This window comes from Chryseobacterium sp. POL2, assembly GCF_011058315.1.
Classification (GTDB): Bacteria; Bacteroidota; Bacteroidia; order Flavobacteriales; family Weeksellaceae; genus Soonwooa.
In genome coordinates, this window is record NZ_CP049298.1 from 2823602 (window position 1) to 2838307 (window position 14706).

Below are 14706 nucleotides of genomic sequence, written 5' to 3' on the forward strand. Positions count from 1 at the left end.
GTTTAAATTTGAAAAAAATAATTAAATGAAAGTCGATATTCTTGCTATTGGTGCGCACCCGGACGATGTAGAGTTAGGTTGTGGAGGGACTTTAGCTAAGCTGATTGCAGAAGGCAAGAAAGTAGCCATAATAGATCTTACACAAGGTGAATTGGGGACGCGCGGGACTAATGAAACTAGAGCCGGTGAAGCTGCTAATGCTGCGGAAATTTTGAAAGTTTCTGCAAGAGAAAATCTTAAAATGGAAGATGGATTTCTTAATAATTCTAAAGAATATCAACTGCGAATTGTAAAAATGATAAGAAAATATCAACCAGATATTCTCTTAGCTAATGCTATCGATGATCGCCATCCAGATCATGCCAAAGCTGCAAAACTAGCTTCTGATGCCTGTTTTCTTTCGGGGTTAAGAAAGATAGAAACAGAAATTGATGGCCAATCTCAAGAAGTGTGGCGACCACGCTTGGTTTTGCACTATATCCAATGGAAAAATGTAACGCCAGACTTCGTTGTTGATATATCAGATTATCTCGATACGAAAATAGAAGCGTGTATGGCTTATAAAACACAATTTTATGATCCTACTTCTAACGAGCCGATGACTCCAATTGCCACAAAAGACTTTCTGGAGAGCCTAACTTATCGTGCCCAAGATTTAGGAAGATTGTCGGGAGTTGCTTATGCTGAGGGGTTTACGTGTGAAAAATTAATAGCCGTTAAAAATTTTGATAATTTTATTTGATAGTTAAAAATATTGTTCTATATTTGCACACGCAAAACGGTGATTGTAGCTCAGTTGGTTAGAGCGTCGGATTGTGGTTCCGAAGGTCGTGGGTTCGAGACCCATCATTCACCCAAAAAAAAGCATCCTAATTCTAGGGTGCTTTTTTATTTTATGTTACAAATGTTAAATTTGAAATGTAAATATCTCATTTGTAATAAATTAATTTTTAAGATAATTTATTTGTTGAAAATAATGAATTAAAGTTTTTTTTATTAAATAATATGTTATACATTTACAACGCCTTAGAAAAGCAGTAGTGCGAAGCAAAGGCAATAAATTTTTTTTCATCATTTGTGTTTTTAGAATCGTATCTATGATACGGTTCTTTTTTTATGTCTCATAATTGAGTAGCAAATAAATGAAATAGTTATAGGTGACGCTTCCTTCTTGCCGATTCGATTTTAAAAATAAATTATTCGTCCAACTAAAAATACTGCTTAAAATACTGTCGTGCTGATTTCTGAAAGCCAACTCATTATTACGATCTCGCCGCATTTTCTGCGAATATTGTTCTAAAATAGTTTTAACCCAATTGGGATCAACTTGTTGAATATTTATTAATATATTTTTTAATGCGTATAGATTGGCAGAATACCGCAACTCCGCTTTATCAGAATATTGACAAGTTAAAAATCCGATAAAACTAGCTTCTTGTTCTCGCGCATATCCTAGTTGATGAGCAGCTTCGTGAGAAAGTGTAAAACCTTTGTAGCTGTCGGGTAGATTGGCATCATACTGCGCTTCTCCAGAAAACGGATTGTAATAGCCCAAAATTCCAGTATAACTCATAATGTGACTATAAATGCTCGGTTTTAGATTGACAAAGTTTGTAATTTGTTTTTGATTGAATTCTGAAGGGATTTTGGATTGCGCTGCGATAATGTCGGTTTTAGATTGTTCAAAATTTTTAAGTTCAAAAACACCATTTTTATTCTCCTGAAGGACTTCGCGATCCTGAATGCAGAGTTTAAGATATTTTATTGATAAAGATTTTAATTTTTCAATCGGAATTTCTTTTTTAGTATCAACTTGCATAATAGGTGGCTGAAAGTACATCATACCCCAGAATATTTGATAAACAAAGTATAAAATGTTGAGGCTTATTAATAGTTGAATTACTGATGATTGACTTTTCTTTTTTATTATTAAATACAACTTGTAAACTAATCCAACAATCAAGAGTATGTACAGAATATCGCCAACGGAAGTGGTGATCTTACTAAATAAAGATTGATGAAAGGCTTTTTGCCATTCGTAAAATCGTACGAAATACTGAACAGTGACTTCTGATAAAGAAAGAAGATAGAATGTAAGAATTTGGGCAAGCCAAAGGCTTGCCCAAATTATATTTCGTTTATTTAAAAATGATTTATTATTCAATCGATTCATTAATTACGATATTTTGTTTTTTCAAAATTTTTGGGGTTATGTAACCATAAAATGCGATGTATAGAAAACACAGCGCCGGAATAATATACGAAAAATGTGTATAAGTCATTCCAAAAATTCCGTTTTCGCCAGATGTGCTGTTATCGATATCGCAGATCGCACCTTGTACCAATGGAACAATACCACCACCCAAAATCATCATGATAAGAAAAGATGAGGCTTTTCCTGTATTTTTTCCCAGCCCAGCAATGGCCAAATCAAATATGGCAGGCCACATGATGGAGCAGAAAAGACCACCCGAAATCAAGAAATATTTTGCGATATTTTTGTCAGGGTAAAACAAACCACATATCATCATAAGAATTCCTGCAAGACCAAAAATCATTAAAGTTTTTCCCGCGTTTTTTCCGCCAATAAAACTCATCAATACGAAAATTAAAATCCAAATAGGGTAGATGTAGAAAGAGCTTACGTCTTTTCCACTCAAGTTATTAGCGAAAATTATAATCCCAAAAGCAATGAATGGCACAACGAATTTTAAAATCAAATTGATGCTTTTTGAGGTGTTAAAAACATTGATGCTTCCATTCCAACGTCCAATCATTAAACTTCCCCAATACAAAGAGATAAATGGCGCTATATTATTTTCTAAAACACTTCCGAATTCTCTCGTATGTAATAAAGCGGGAAGATTGCTAATAATGGAAACTTCCACGCCGACATATAGGAAAATGGCAATCATTCCTAAAATAAGTTGTGGATATTTTGCAATGTTAAATTTCTCTGGAGCTTCATCAATTTGGGCTTCTTCCTCTTTTGCGGGATCTTCAATTTTGGAAAACAACATGAAAATCGCAACCAATATAAATGCAATGCCCAATACTAAAAATGGTATTTTAACCATATCCAGTTTTTCTTTTACAAACTCCTTTGGATAAAGTGTATTTGCAGATAGTTTTTTTGTGGTGTCTAGTTGTTTTGAAAGTTCATCTAGTTGTTGTTCAGAAGCTGTAGTGTTTGCTTCTAATGCAGAAAGTCCACTGTTAAGTTGAGCGATTTGCTCATTGACTTTAGTTGCGGTTTCTAGTTTTTCTTTGGAGGCAACATGCGTATCTTTTTTTAAATCAAGAATATTGTTTTCTAGTTCGGTTTTTAAAGTGTTGTATTCATAAACCAAAGTTTCGGTTTTGCTAAGATCGCTAGGGATTACTTCTTTTTTATTTCCAGTTCCGAAAAGTACAATGCCCACCAAGATTGGGCCTATTGTCGTCCCGAGCGAGTTAATACCGCCAGCCATTGTTAAACGGTGAGCGCCCGTATTGGGACTTCCCATTTTAATTGCTAAAGGATTGGCAACAATTTGCTGTACCGAAAAGCCTAAACCTACAATAAATAAAGCCGATAAGAAAAACCAAAAGTTAGCTGTAGCTGCGGCAGGGAAGAATAAAAATGCCCCAATTGCCGAAATCACAAGTCCTACAGAAAGCGTTTTTTTATAGCCAAACTTTTGAAGAAGATCGGTTTTGAGAGACATTAAGAAAAATATCACCGATCCTACAAAATAGGCAGCATAGAATGCCCAAGCTACCAACTGCGATTCTAATTGTGATAAGACAAACCATTTTTTAAAAACCGGGATCAAAATATCGTTACTTGCTGCAACAAATCCCCAAAAGAAAAATACAATAACCAAAGACGTAAACTGCGACCACTTGGTTTGTTCGTTATTTTGATTCATTTAATAAAAATATGTTAACAAATATAATTATTTATTAATAAGATAATACTTGTTTAGAATATTTTTAATGTCTTGATATACTGTGTTTTTTAATTCCGGTATCGATGTGCCTGGCTCGTATATACCGTTGAAATAGGCTTTTGCAGAACCTGGATACCCTTTTTTATTATTAAACGGAAACATTTCTTTCAGTCCAGCAAATGTGAAGGATGCAATACGGAAATGGTGTTTTGTGGATAAAATAAAGGCGCCATCTTTGAAATCGTCAAGAAGCACATGGGTGTCATCTGGTACTCCGCCTTCTGGGAAGATAACAATGCTGCAACCTTCCTGCATTTTTTCTGCACAACGACGATAGACATCGGTACGACTTCGGGCGCTGCTTCGGTCCACCATAACACAAACACGTTTGTAGATTGTGCCAAAAATCGGAATTTTCACCAATTCTTTTTTACCTACAAAACAAAGTGGGTGATCCGGAACGAGAATTAACATTAGCATAATGTCCATGATGGAGGTATGGTTGGAAACAAAGACATATTGTTGGCTTTTCAAAATTTTCTGCTTTGAAATATTAATACGTTTGTACCGCATTCCCATCCCGAAATACATGGAATATGCCCATAGCCTAATAAATTTATAAGCGTATTTATAATGACTTTTTCTGTAGGATAATAGATACACAGGAATTCCCCAAATGATCGTGAATACCAATCCTATAATAATCATCCAAACACGCCAAAGTATGTTGAGTAGGGCTGCCATCGTTAGCTATCCGTTAAAAATTACTCTTTTTTTGATGCTGTAGTTAAGAACCGAAACCGTGATAATGGCAGCAATTTTACTAATCATTTCTGGAGAGAATGTGAAAAATTTAGCATCAAAATAACTTGTGAAGACGTAGTGGAAAAATATCTGGAACAATGCTAAACTTAAGATGGTTGACATTGCAGAAACTACCATGAAATAAACAAATTCTCGACTTTTGGAATATTTTCCTCTTTCAAAAACAAACCAAATACTCAAGAAATAATTGGTGATAATGCCACAGCTTGTTGAAAAAATATTGCTCAAAGGATATTTTATACCATATAGATTATATTCCCACGAAAATACTTTGGGAATGCTAAGGCTAAAGATTTTAAAGCTCCCGATCTCAACAATGGCACTCAGTCCACCGGCGATAATAAAAAATAAAACTTGTTTCTGTTTTAAAATCAATTCTTTCATTCGGTGCAAATTTAGACTTTTAATGTTAAAAAAGTAAAATTCATTAATATTTTAAAAAATCAGTATTAAAGTCGTGTGAAATACGTGGACTCAATTTTTTAAGTTCCAATTTAAAACCTTTTTTACATACTTTGTAACGATATTGCTAATTATTAAAATACTTTTCTAAGTTTTGTTTTTATACCTTCGCGCTTGTTAAAAAATAGATATTATTATGAAGAATTTTTTATTTTCTCTAAGTGTGTTATCTCTAGGGAGTATTGTCAATGCACAAATTTCGGGTTGTACAACCGCGCCCAACGGTGCTTATCCAACTGCTGTAGTTACGCCAGTTTGTAATAATAGCTCGGAAGGTGTTGCAGAATGGGGTTTTACGGGAGAGTACACTTTGGTGAAACTGACAAAAGATGTTTCCTACGAATTTTCAGGAACGATGGATTATGGACAGCCTTTTATAACAATTGCTGAGAATACGGACAATCCTACAGTTTTAGCCTCAGGTACGGCAAAAGTTGTCTATACGCCAGAGGTTGACAAAGTGGTAAGGTTTTATACACACCTTAATTCTAGCTGCGGAAATAACGATTACGAATTTGTGGATAGAAAAGTTAAATGCTTTATTGACGTTCGAGATTCGTATTGCGAACCAACGCTCGACTGTTCTGATGGCGCAGTTATAAAGAATGTAAAGTTTGCTGATTTAGATAACACTTCAGCATGTTCAGCAAATGGTTTTAATGATTTTACAGCACAAAAAGCCAATGTTGAAAAAGGAAAAACCTATAATTTTGAAACTGAAATTGGTTATGGCTGGTACAATCAATCTGTTTCTGTATGGATAGATTACAACAAAAACTTTTTGTTCGAGCCAGATGAGTTTGTTTACATCGGAACAATTGACCAAGGTATTTTATCGAAAAATATCAGCATACCTACGGACGTGGCAAATGGCGAATATAGAATGCGTGTAAGATTGGCAACGGTTACAGAAACAGGCGCTACTCCCAGCAAAGCTTGTGATATGAATGATATTTATGGTGAAACCGAAGATTATACAATTAATGTCGTTGATTATCTGGCTACAAACGAAATTTCAAAATCTGAAATGACTATGGCGCCAAATCCTGTTACGGAATTGTTAAATATTACAACTTCTGCAAAGATCTTGGAAATTAATATCGTAAATACAAATGGGCAGATTGTAAAAACGGTAAAGTCTAGAAATCAAATCGATTTTAAAGCTCTACCAGTTGGTGTTTACATTGTTAATGTTAAACTCGATAACCAAAAAATTATCAGTAGAAAAGTTGTTAAAAAATAAATTTAACTACATGAAAATCCCCACAAATCTGTGGGGATTTTTTATGTTTTAAAACTGAAAATTTCTAACGGCTTCCAGCGTTTTATCGATTTCAGCATCTTGAATAGCGGCCGAAATAAACCAAGTTTCGTAGCCACTTGGCGGAAGATATATGCCGCTGGCTAACATCTGTTGGAAAAAGTTGTTGAAAATACAAGTGTACACAGAGTCGTATGCATCTTGGAAGTTGGCAACTTTACTCGTTTCAAAGAAGATGGACATCATACTTCCTTTTCTGTTGATACGGTGACGAAGCCCTTTTTCGTTGAGAATTTTTCCAATTTCGAAATCTAAAGTTTCTGTCGTTTTATTGATTTTGGTATAGAAATCCGCATCGGATTTAATAAGTTTTAAGGTTGTAAGACCAGCACGCATTGCCAGAGGATTTCCACTTAAAGTTCCTGCTTGGTAAACAGGCCCGTTTGGTGCAAGATAATCCATGATTTCTTGACGGGCTGCAAAAGCACCTACTGGCATTCCACCACCAATAACTTTTCCGAAAGTTACAATGTCGGCATCTACCCCAAATACTTCTTGTGCACCGCCAAAAGCTAGTCTAAAGCCAGTCATCACTTCATCAAAAATCAACAAAGCACCGTTTTCTGTACAAAGTTTTCTTAGGTTTTGTAAAAAATTATTTTCGGGCAATACACAGCCCATATTTCCAGCAACGGGTTCTACGATGATGGCGGCAATTTCGCCTTGGTTATGGCGGAAAATATCTTCAACATTTTCTATGTCATTGTAATTGGCTATCAAAGTATCTTGTGCTGTTCCTTTCGTAACGCCTGGTGAATTCGGATTTCCGAATGTTGCTGCGCCACTTCCTGCTTTTATTAAAAATGAATCCGAGTGCCCATGATAACAACCATCGAATTTGATGATTTTGTCTCTTCCTGTAAAACCTCTTGCAAGACGAATGGCGCTCATACAAGCTTCAGTTCCTGAAGAAACCATTCTTATTTGGTCAATATTCGGAACATTTTTCACGATGAATTTTGCAATTTCAGTTTCCAGTTCAGTAGGGGTTCCGTAAGAGAAACCATGTTCTGCTTGTTTCTGGATCGCTTCCAAAACTTCTGGATGCGTATGTCCCAAAATGGCTGGCCCCCAAGAGTTGATGTAATCGATATAAGTGCGGTTGTCAGCGTCCGTAAGGTATGCGCCTTTCGCTGACTTCATGAAAACAGGAACGCCTCCAACAGATTTGAAGGCTCTTACTGGTGAGTTAACACCGCCTGGAATATAGGTTTTTGCCTCATCAAATAAGGCAGAACTTCTTTGATATAACATGTTTGTTATTGATTTTTACAGATTGATTTAAATAAAAATACTTCAAAATAAATGATGCATTATTTATTAAAAATAGTTAAAAATTAGCTTCTTGGTTTTTTACTTTTAAGATAAATAAGTTGACCAACGCGAGGTTGTTGTCCTTCGTCCATTCGGTTTTTGGAATAAAGTTTACTCAATTTAATTCCGAATTTCTGAGAAATATTGTGCATGCTTTCACCAGTTTCGGCTTTGTAGGTGTCGACATTTCCAGAAGAAGATTTGCTATCCAAGAAAACGATATCATTTTTTTTGAGTTGGTTGCTGTTCAACTCGTTGTACTTGATAATCTTTTTCTCGCTAATCCCGAATTTTTTTGAAATGGTCGCCACATCAGTATCTACTGGAACAATGAAAAACTTCATGCCACCATTAGGATGGTTTTTAACCAAAATATTTTTTAAAAGTTGTGGGGCAGAAAGACTTTCCACTTGTTTGTCTACATTTTTTTGATGTTGAGCAAAGGATGTTTGTTCATATTCTGTTCGGATAGTTGGTTTTGTTGCCTTGGCATTGGTTTTATTTTGATCCATTTGGGCCATAAAAACGGCATCGTTGTCAAGACCAGGATATAATTTTAAAATTGCGTAATAAACTTGATCTGTTGTTGTATTATCAAATTCATACAATTTATATTTTTCAATTTTGCTAATTAAAATATGGGCGTAACGTGGATTGGTAGCGTAACCTGCTTTTTTAAGACCATGTGCCCAAGCGCGATAATCTTTCATTTCCAAATCAAACAACTTGGTGTAATATTTTCTAGTTGCAAGAAAAATAGAGTGGTCTTCATAAGATTGCCTCGGATCGTCGTACACACGGAAACACTCGTTGGGCGCATCATCTGTATGTTTCATGGTTTTTCCCGTCCAGTCTTCTTTGCATTTGATACCGAAATGATTGTTGCCTTGTTGTGCCAATCGACTTTGTCCGCCACCAGTTTCTAAAAGACCTTGTGCTAGAGTGATACTTGCGGGGATTTTATATTTTTCCATTTCTTCAACGGCATATTTTGCAAATCGTTGGATGTATTGATCTTCTGTTTTCCAATTTTGAGATTTTGCAAAACTTATTGTCAGGATACAAACTAGAGCAAATACTTTCTTCATAATTGTTTTATGTTTCAAAATTTTTAATAAAGAATTAAAACTGAATTAGTCTTTTATTCTTTTTTTGAAGTTGTTGGTTAGCACCTTCGATGCCTTGTAATCCGCCGGTGTGGAATGTCAAAATTTTTGTCTCTTTTTCGAAATAATCTTGTTCGATAAGTTCAATAATTTTTTGCATCATTTTCCCTGTATATATAGGCTCGAGAGGAACTTGATGTTGTTTATAAAAATTATTTATAAAACGAATATTATCATCTGTTATTTTACCATAACGTGCTTCTTTAGCATTAATGAGTTCAAAATTTGATTTTCCCGACCATTTTTTAATTTGATCTTCGAGGCTGTCATCTTGGACAACTTTTATCCCGATTACTTTTTGATGATGTTCTGCAAATTTTGAAATCCCAGCTATTGTTCCACCAGTACCAACCGCGCTGCAAAGATAATCAAAATCTTTAGTATGGGAACTGAGCATCCATTGTATGCCTTCTACAGCGAGATGGTTGCTGCCGCCTTCGGGGATGACAAGCGATGTTGGAAATTCCGTTTGCAATTCTAGTTTTAAAGGCTCTTTATCTCGGTATTTTTCTCTGGAAACGAAACGAAATTCCATGCCGTTTTCTAAGGCTTGACGAAGTGTTGGGTTTTCGGAGATTTTGTCTTTTAATTCTTCACCCCGTATAATACCTAGACTAGGGAAATTTAACTGTTTTGCAACTGCTGAAACGCTAACGATATGATTAGAAAAAGCACCACCAAAACTTATCAGTTTTGGATTGATGTTATTTTGTTCTGTATAGTTTTTAATATTATAAAAAAGTTTCCAATATTTATTCCCAGAGATTTTTTGATCGATAAGGTCTTCTCTTTTTATCCAAAGTTCTACACCTTTGATGTTATCAATTTTCTGGATCGGAATATTGTGTTCGGTTGTCAGCATAAGCAAAAAAAATCCGCAACTAAGTGCGGATTTAATTTATTTAGTTTTGTTAATAATCGTCTTAACCGCTTCGATAACTGCGTGTGAGTCGATTTTGTATTTTTTCATCAATTCAGCAGGCGTTCCAGATTCTCCAAAAGTATCATGAACTGCTACAAATTCTTGAGGTGTTGGTCTTCTTCTTGCCAACATTCCTGCAACAGATTCGCCCAAACCACCTAAGTAATTGTGTTCTTCGGCTGTTACAATTTTACCTGTTTTTTCAACTGATTTTAAAATGATTTCTTCATCCAAAGGTTTGATCGTGTGGATGTTGATGATCTCGCAAGAAATACCTTCTTTTTCTAAAGCTTCAGCAGCTAAAAGACTTTCCCAAACCAAGTGTCCAGTAGCAACAATTGTTACATCTGTACCTTCTTGCAACAAAATCCCTTTACCAATTTCGAAAGGCATATCTTCTGGTATGAAAACAGGAACAACTGGACGTCCAAATCTTAAATAAACCGGTCCATCATGTTCTGCTGCTGCAAGAGTTGCTGCTTTTGTCTGGTTATAATCACACGGGTTGATAACGGTCATTCCTGGAAGCATTTTCATCATTCCGATGTCTTCCAAAACTTGGTGTGTTGCGCCATCTTCTCCCAAAGTAAGACCTGCATGAGAAGCCGCTATTTTTACATTTTTACCAGAATAAGCAATCGATTGACGAATTTGGTCATAGACGCGAGATGTCGCAAAGTTGGCAAAAGTTCCAGCAAAAGGGATTTTTCCGTTTATTGTAAGACCTGCAGCGATACCCATCATGTTGGCTTCTGCAATCCCAATTTGGAAAAAACGTTCTGGCGCTTTCTCGATGAATTTCTCCATTTTAAGAGAGCCAATAAGGTCAGCGCAAAGTGCTACAACATTTGGATTGCTGTCTGCTAATTCCGCTAGTCCAGCTCCAAATCCTGATCTTGTATCTTTTTTTTCTGTATATGTATATTTCATTACGTTCTGTATTTAGGTTGTTGATTATAAAATGTTATTAATAGTCTGAAGCTTCATCCAATTGAAGTTGTTGAAATGCTTTTTCTAATTGCTCATCGTTTGGCGCTTTACCATGCCAAGCGTGAGAACCCATCATATAATCTACACCTTGTCCCATTTCTGTATGTAACAATATGGCAACAGGTTTTCCGTTTCCAGTTTCAGCTTTTGCTTTTTCCAAAATGGCGATAACAGCTTCTAGATCGTTTCCGTTTTTCTCTTCTAAAACCAACCAACCAAAAGCTTCTAATTTGGCATGAAGATCTCCTAGGCTTAATACATCATCTGTATCACCATCGATTTGTCTTCCATTATAATCTATTGTTGCAATGATGTTGTCCACTTTTTTCGCAGCGCCATACATCAAAGCTTCCCAGATTTGACCTTCTTGTAATTCGCCATCACCGTGAAGTGTATATACGATAGACTTGTCACCATCTAGTTTTTTAGCTTGTGCAGCACCTAAAGCGACTGACAAACCTTGACCTAAAGATCCTGACGCGACACGAATTCCCGGAAGACCTTCGTGCGTTGTTGGGTGACCTTGAAGTCTTGAGTTTAATTTTCTAAATGTTGCTAATTCTGAAACAGGGAAGAAACCAAATCTTGCTAAAGTACTGTAAAACACAGGGGAAATATGCCCGTTGGATAGGAAGAATAAGTCCTCGTTCTTACCTTCCATTGTGAAAGGCAATTTGTAGTTCATAACTTTTCCGTATAGCGCAGTGAAATATTCTGCACATCCTAGAGATCCTCCTGGATGCCCACTGTTAACCGCGTGCACCATTCTTAAGATATCTCTTCTGATTTGCGTACTTAGGCTCTTTAGCTCTTCGATATTTTTACTCATTTTTAAATTTTTTCGTGTTGCGAATTTACGATTTTAGTTTTTGTTTTTAAAAACTTAGTAGATGATAATTGCTTATTATTTGAGAACTTAGCAACCTTCGTTCATGCCAACGGCGATTTCAACGACTACATTGTTCTCTAGTGTGAAGGTGAGATAAGTGCCAGCGTCAAAATCGGTAAGTGAGAAAAAAGATTGTTTGTCCATTTTTCCGTTTTCATCTTTGTATTGATGCATTTCGAAATTGGGGTAATTTCTATAAGTGTCTATTAGTTGATCTCTTGTATTGCCAACGCCCATGCCACTTTTGGTTTTGAATTTTGAACTTTTTGTTTTTATTACATAGATCTGTTTAGCCATGGGTTTGTTTTCTCCTATCCATTGGTCCATGAGTATTACATCTACATTTTCTCCGTACAAGTTAACTTTATTTGTTTTTTGATAATCTTCAAAAATTTGCAAATCTTTTTTAGCGATTTTATCTGCTTCAGTTTTAGACATAAAAACTTTAAAATCTCCAATTCTTAAAGTTGATATTTCAAAATTTTGTGCCAAAAAAAAATGACAAAATCCTAATAATAACAATAGGCTAAACTTTTTCATATTGCGCGGTTTTTGAATTTTTAATTAAATATAATCCTAGAAAAGTTAAAAATCCATTAAGAACAATAAGTTCAACACCGATTCTGTAATTTGTGTAATGGCTTACAGCAAAGTTAATAATATAGGTAAGAACTGGTGCTACCAAAGTTATTGCCAAAATACTTCCTTTTTGGGAAATTTGATATTTTGTGAAAATTCCAAATGCGAATAATCCCAGTAGCGGTCCATAGGTGTAACCAGCAACTTCCATGATGAGATAGACAATCGATTTGTCGTTTATCGCCTTGAAAATCATAATTAAAGCAAAGAAAATTACTGTGAAAATTAAATGGACTTTCATACGAAGACGTTTTTTTTCTTTTTCAGATTTTGTTTGGTCTTCATTGATGTTAAGGATATCCACACAGTAAGAACTCGTCACTGCTGTGAGTGCGCCATCCGCAGATGGAAACAAAGCTGAGATAAGTCCAATAATGAAAATCACCGAAATGAAAATCGGGAAATAACCTTGCAAAGAAAGTGCTGGGAAAAGGTCGTCTCCCATAATGTTGGTGATATTACCAGCCGCATCTTTCATCCCAAAAACATTGGAAATGCTTTCTTGTTCGTTAATGATGTTGGTGATTTGTGCATATTCGGCACCATTTTGCAATGCAAATAAATACAAAAGACCACCTAAAAATAAAAATGCAAAATTCACGATTAACAAAGTTCCGGCAAAAGTCAGCATGTTTTTCTTAGAATTTTTGAGATTGTCCACAGAAATGTTTTTTTGCATCATCTCTTGATCCAATCCTGTCATCGCAATAGTGATGAACATTCCTCCAATGATGGTTTTCAAAAAGAAGGTTTTAGAATTGACATCGGTATTAATAAGATGCGTATAATTTTGTTTTTCTAAAAGTGAATAAGCTTCTCCGAATGAAATATTAAGATGATTCAGAATATATATAATACAAGCTGCCAAACTAATAATCATGAAAGATGTTTGCAAAGTATCCGTAATAACAATTGTTTTAACACCACCTTCAAAAGTATAGAGCAGTACCATTAATAATAAAACCAAAGCCGTTAACCAAAATGGAATTCCGATCTGTTCGAGTAAGAAAATCTGTAAAACATTTACCACCAAATATAATCGTGCTGTTGCGCCAATAGCTCTAGAAATGATAAAAAAGAAAGAGCCAATTTTGTGCGCTTCAACATTGAATCTTTTTCCGAGATAGGTATAAATCGAAGTCAAATTCATGCGATAATAAAGCGGCAGAAGAATGGCAGCAACGATGAAGTAGCCAATGAAAAAACCAACAACCATCATGTAATATTCGAAACCACCAAAAGGATAATCGCCAGCCGTCATTTTGCCAACTGTGCCAGGTACAGAGATAAAAGTCACGCCAGAAAGACTGGTTCCAATCATCCCAAAAGCTACAAGCCACCATTTACTTTTTTTATTTCCGATGAAGAAAGATTGGTTGTCCGAGTTGCGGCTGGTGAAGTACGAAATCACCAATAATCCGATAAAATATGCAAATACAAAAAGTAGTAATAATGTAGCAGGATTCATTCTTAAAATTTAATTGAAAACAAAAATAAGCTTTTACAGAGATTTATTATCATACATCAAGCGTCTTTTTTAATAATGGAATTAATTTTGCAGAAGCTTTTAAAAATCAATTTATTATGAAAAAATTATTCTTATCTTTTATGTTGTTGTTAGCGACGACTTTTACGTTTGCACAATCAACTTGGTCTGTTGACCCGATGCACTCATCATTCAATTTCAATATCAAACATATGGGGATTAGTTTTGTACAAGGGCGTTTCGATAAGTTTGATGGTTCTATTTTAACACCAGGCGCAGATCTTAAAGATGCGAAATTCGATTTTACAATTGATGTTGCATCTATTGATACAGATGTTGAACCCCGTGATAATCACTTGAAAAGCGCAGATTTTTTCGATGTGGAAAAATTCCCAAAAATGACTTTTAAAAGTACAACAGTTAACAAGGCTAAAGGGAATGCTTATGTTGTCGCTGGGGATTTGACGATAAAAGGCGTGACTAAGCCAATCGTGGTGACGCTAACTTATGGTGGTAAAACCAAAGATCAACAAGGTAACGAAAAAATGGGTATCCAAACCAATTTTAAAATCAACCGTTTCGATTATGGTATAAGCTATGATCCGTCAGGAACGGCGCTAGGGAAAAATGTCGATATCAGCGTATTTGCGGAATTGACAAAGAAATAAGTTTTTTTAGTTATAATGTGTGTGGATCCGTTTTTCAGTTTTTGAGAAACGGATTTTTTTGAATTATAAACTATGTTAAAAATTCGTTTATC

General features: G+C 35.3%; 14 protein-coding genes and 1 tRNA gene. 4 read left to right on the forward strand and 11 right to left on the reverse strand.

Annotated features, from left to right (window positions below; all coding sequences use genetic code 11):
- Positions 1-25: 25 nt before the first annotated feature.
- Together bshB1 and G6R40_RS13100 are read left to right on the forward strand one after the other, a co-directional pair.
- Positions 26-742, forward strand: a complete 717-nt coding sequence (gene bshB1, locus G6R40_RS13095; protein ID WP_165136422.1) for a bacillithiol biosynthesis deacetylase BshB1 — start codon at positions 26-28, stop codon at positions 740-742.
- Between the two features lie 38 nt (positions 743-780).
- A tRNA-His gene (locus tag G6R40_RS13100) sits at positions 781-856 on the forward strand.
- A 258-nt stretch (positions 857-1114) separates the two neighbouring features.
- On the opposite strand, the gene G6R40_RS13105 is transcribed toward G6R40_RS13100, so the two are convergent.
- The 4 genes from G6R40_RS13105 to G6R40_RS13125 are packed head-to-tail and all read right to left on the reverse strand — an operon-like array spanning position 1115 to position 5141.
- Complete coding sequence (locus G6R40_RS13105; protein ID WP_165136425.1) at positions 1115-2173, reverse strand: DUF3810 domain-containing protein; 1059 nt, start codon at positions 2171-2173, stop codon at positions 1115-1117.
- Positions 2157-3911: an MFS transporter gene (locus tag G6R40_RS15210; protein WP_228455865.1), complete on the reverse strand. Its 1755-nt coding sequence runs from the start codon at positions 3909-3911 to the stop codon at positions 2157-2159. Before G6R40_RS15210 ends, G6R40_RS13105 begins: the two co-directional genes overlap by 17 nt.
- 27 nt (positions 3912-3938) lie before the next feature.
- Positions 3939-4676, reverse strand: a complete 738-nt coding sequence (locus G6R40_RS13120; protein ID WP_165136428.1) for a lysophospholipid acyltransferase family protein — start codon at positions 4674-4676, stop codon at positions 3939-3941.
- Between the two features lie 6 nt (positions 4677-4682).
- Entirely contained in the window at positions 4683-5141 is a 459-nt protein-coding gene (locus tag G6R40_RS13125; protein ID WP_165136431.1) for a GtrA family protein, read from the reverse strand.
- Positions 5142-5355: 214 nt separating this feature from the next.
- Here G6R40_RS13125 and G6R40_RS13130 point away from each other — a divergent pair, with 214 nt between their 5' ends.
- Complete coding sequence (locus G6R40_RS13130) at positions 5356-6462, forward strand: GEVED domain-containing protein (RefSeq protein WP_165136434.1); 1107 nt, start codon at positions 5356-5358, stop codon at positions 6460-6462.
- A gap of 48 nt (positions 6463-6510) precedes the next feature.
- Here the strand turns inward: G6R40_RS13130 and hemL are convergent, their stop codons facing one another.
- From hemL to G6R40_RS13165, 7 genes are all read right to left on the reverse strand, one after another.
- The gene (hemL, locus tag G6R40_RS13135) at positions 6511-7794 is read right to left on the reverse strand and encodes a glutamate-1-semialdehyde 2,1-aminomutase (protein WP_165136437.1); all 1284 of its coding nucleotides are present in this window, start codon (positions 7792-7794) and stop codon (positions 6511-6513) included.
- An 83-nt stretch (positions 7795-7877) separates the two neighbouring features.
- Entirely contained in the window at positions 7878-8942 is a 1065-nt protein-coding gene (locus tag G6R40_RS13140; RefSeq protein ID WP_165136440.1) for a glucosaminidase domain-containing protein, read from the reverse strand.
- A gap of 34 nt (positions 8943-8976) precedes the next feature.
- Complete coding sequence (locus tag G6R40_RS13145; protein ID WP_165136443.1) at positions 8977-9882, reverse strand: 1-aminocyclopropane-1-carboxylate deaminase/D-cysteine desulfhydrase; 906 nt, start codon at positions 9880-9882, stop codon at positions 8977-8979.
- Positions 9883-9918: 36 nt separating this feature from the next.
- Positions 9919-10872 (reverse strand): transketolase family protein, encoded by a 954-nt coding sequence (locus tag G6R40_RS13150; RefSeq protein WP_165136446.1) that lies wholly within the window; start codon positions 10870-10872, stop codon positions 9919-9921.
- 37 nt (positions 10873-10909) lie between these two features.
- Positions 10910-11761: a transketolase gene (locus G6R40_RS13155; protein ID WP_165136449.1), complete on the reverse strand. Its 852-nt coding sequence runs from the start codon at positions 11759-11761 to the stop codon at positions 10910-10912.
- Positions 11762-11848: 87 nt separating this feature from the next.
- On the reverse strand, positions 11849-12361 hold the full coding sequence (locus tag G6R40_RS13160; protein ID WP_165136452.1) for a hypothetical protein: 513 nt from the start codon (positions 12359-12361) through the stop codon (positions 11849-11851).
- The gene (locus tag G6R40_RS13165) at positions 12348-13928 is read right to left on the reverse strand and encodes a sodium:solute symporter (RefSeq protein WP_165136455.1); all 1581 of its coding nucleotides are present in this window, start codon (positions 13926-13928) and stop codon (positions 12348-12350) included. The genes G6R40_RS13160 and G6R40_RS13165 overlap by 14 nt, the downstream gene beginning before the upstream one ends.
- 116 nt (positions 13929-14044) lie before the next feature.
- On the opposite strand from G6R40_RS13165, the gene G6R40_RS13170 reads away from it, so the two are divergent.
- Positions 14045-14614: a YceI family protein gene (locus G6R40_RS13170; protein WP_165136458.1), complete on the forward strand. Its 570-nt coding sequence runs from the start codon at positions 14045-14047 to the stop codon at positions 14612-14614.
- Positions 14615-14706: the final 92 nt, after the last annotated feature.

Coding starts and splice junctions, on each gene's coding strand:
- bshB1 (WP_165136422.1), top strand. CDS start 26: ATGAAAGTCGATATTCTTGCTATTGGTGCGCACCCGGACGATGTAGAG.
- G6R40_RS13105 (WP_165136425.1), bottom strand. CDS start 2,173: ATGAATCGATTGAATAATAAATCATTTTTAAATAAACGAAATATAATT.
- G6R40_RS15210 (WP_228455865.1), bottom strand. CDS start 3,911: ATGAATCAAAATAACGAACAAACCAAGTGGTCGCAGTTTACGTCTTTG.
- G6R40_RS13120 (WP_165136428.1), bottom strand. CDS start 4,676: ATGGCAGCCCTACTCAACATACTTTGGCGTGTTTGGATGATTATTATA.
- G6R40_RS13125 (WP_165136431.1), bottom strand. CDS start 5,141: ATGAAAGAATTGATTTTAAAACAGAAACAAGTTTTATTTTTTATTATC.
- G6R40_RS13130 (WP_165136434.1), top strand. CDS start 5,356: ATGAAGAATTTTTTATTTTCTCTAAGTGTGTTATCTCTAGGGAGTATT.
- hemL (WP_165136437.1), bottom strand. CDS start 7,794: ATGTTATATCAAAGAAGTTCTGCCTTATTTGATGAGGCAAAAACCTAT.
- G6R40_RS13140 (WP_165136440.1), bottom strand. CDS start 8,942: ATGAAGAAAGTATTTGCTCTAGTTTGTATCCTGACAATAAGTTTTGCA.
- G6R40_RS13145 (WP_165136443.1), bottom strand. CDS start 9,882: ATGCTGACAACCGAACACAATATTCCGATCCAGAAAATTGATAACATC.
- G6R40_RS13150 (WP_165136446.1), bottom strand. CDS start 10,872: ATGAAATATACATATACAGAAAAAAAAGATACAAGATCAGGATTTGGA.
- G6R40_RS13155 (WP_165136449.1), bottom strand. CDS start 11,761: ATGAGTAAAAATATCGAAGAGCTAAAGAGCCTAAGTACGCAAATCAGA.
- G6R40_RS13160 (WP_165136452.1), bottom strand. CDS start 12,361: ATGAAAAAGTTTAGCCTATTGTTATTATTAGGATTTTGTCATTTTTTT.
- G6R40_RS13165 (WP_165136455.1), bottom strand. CDS start 13,928: ATGAATCCTGCTACATTATTACTACTTTTTGTATTTGCATATTTTATC.
- G6R40_RS13170 (WP_165136458.1), top strand. CDS start 14,045: ATGAAAAAATTATTCTTATCTTTTATGTTGTTGTTAGCGACGACTTTT.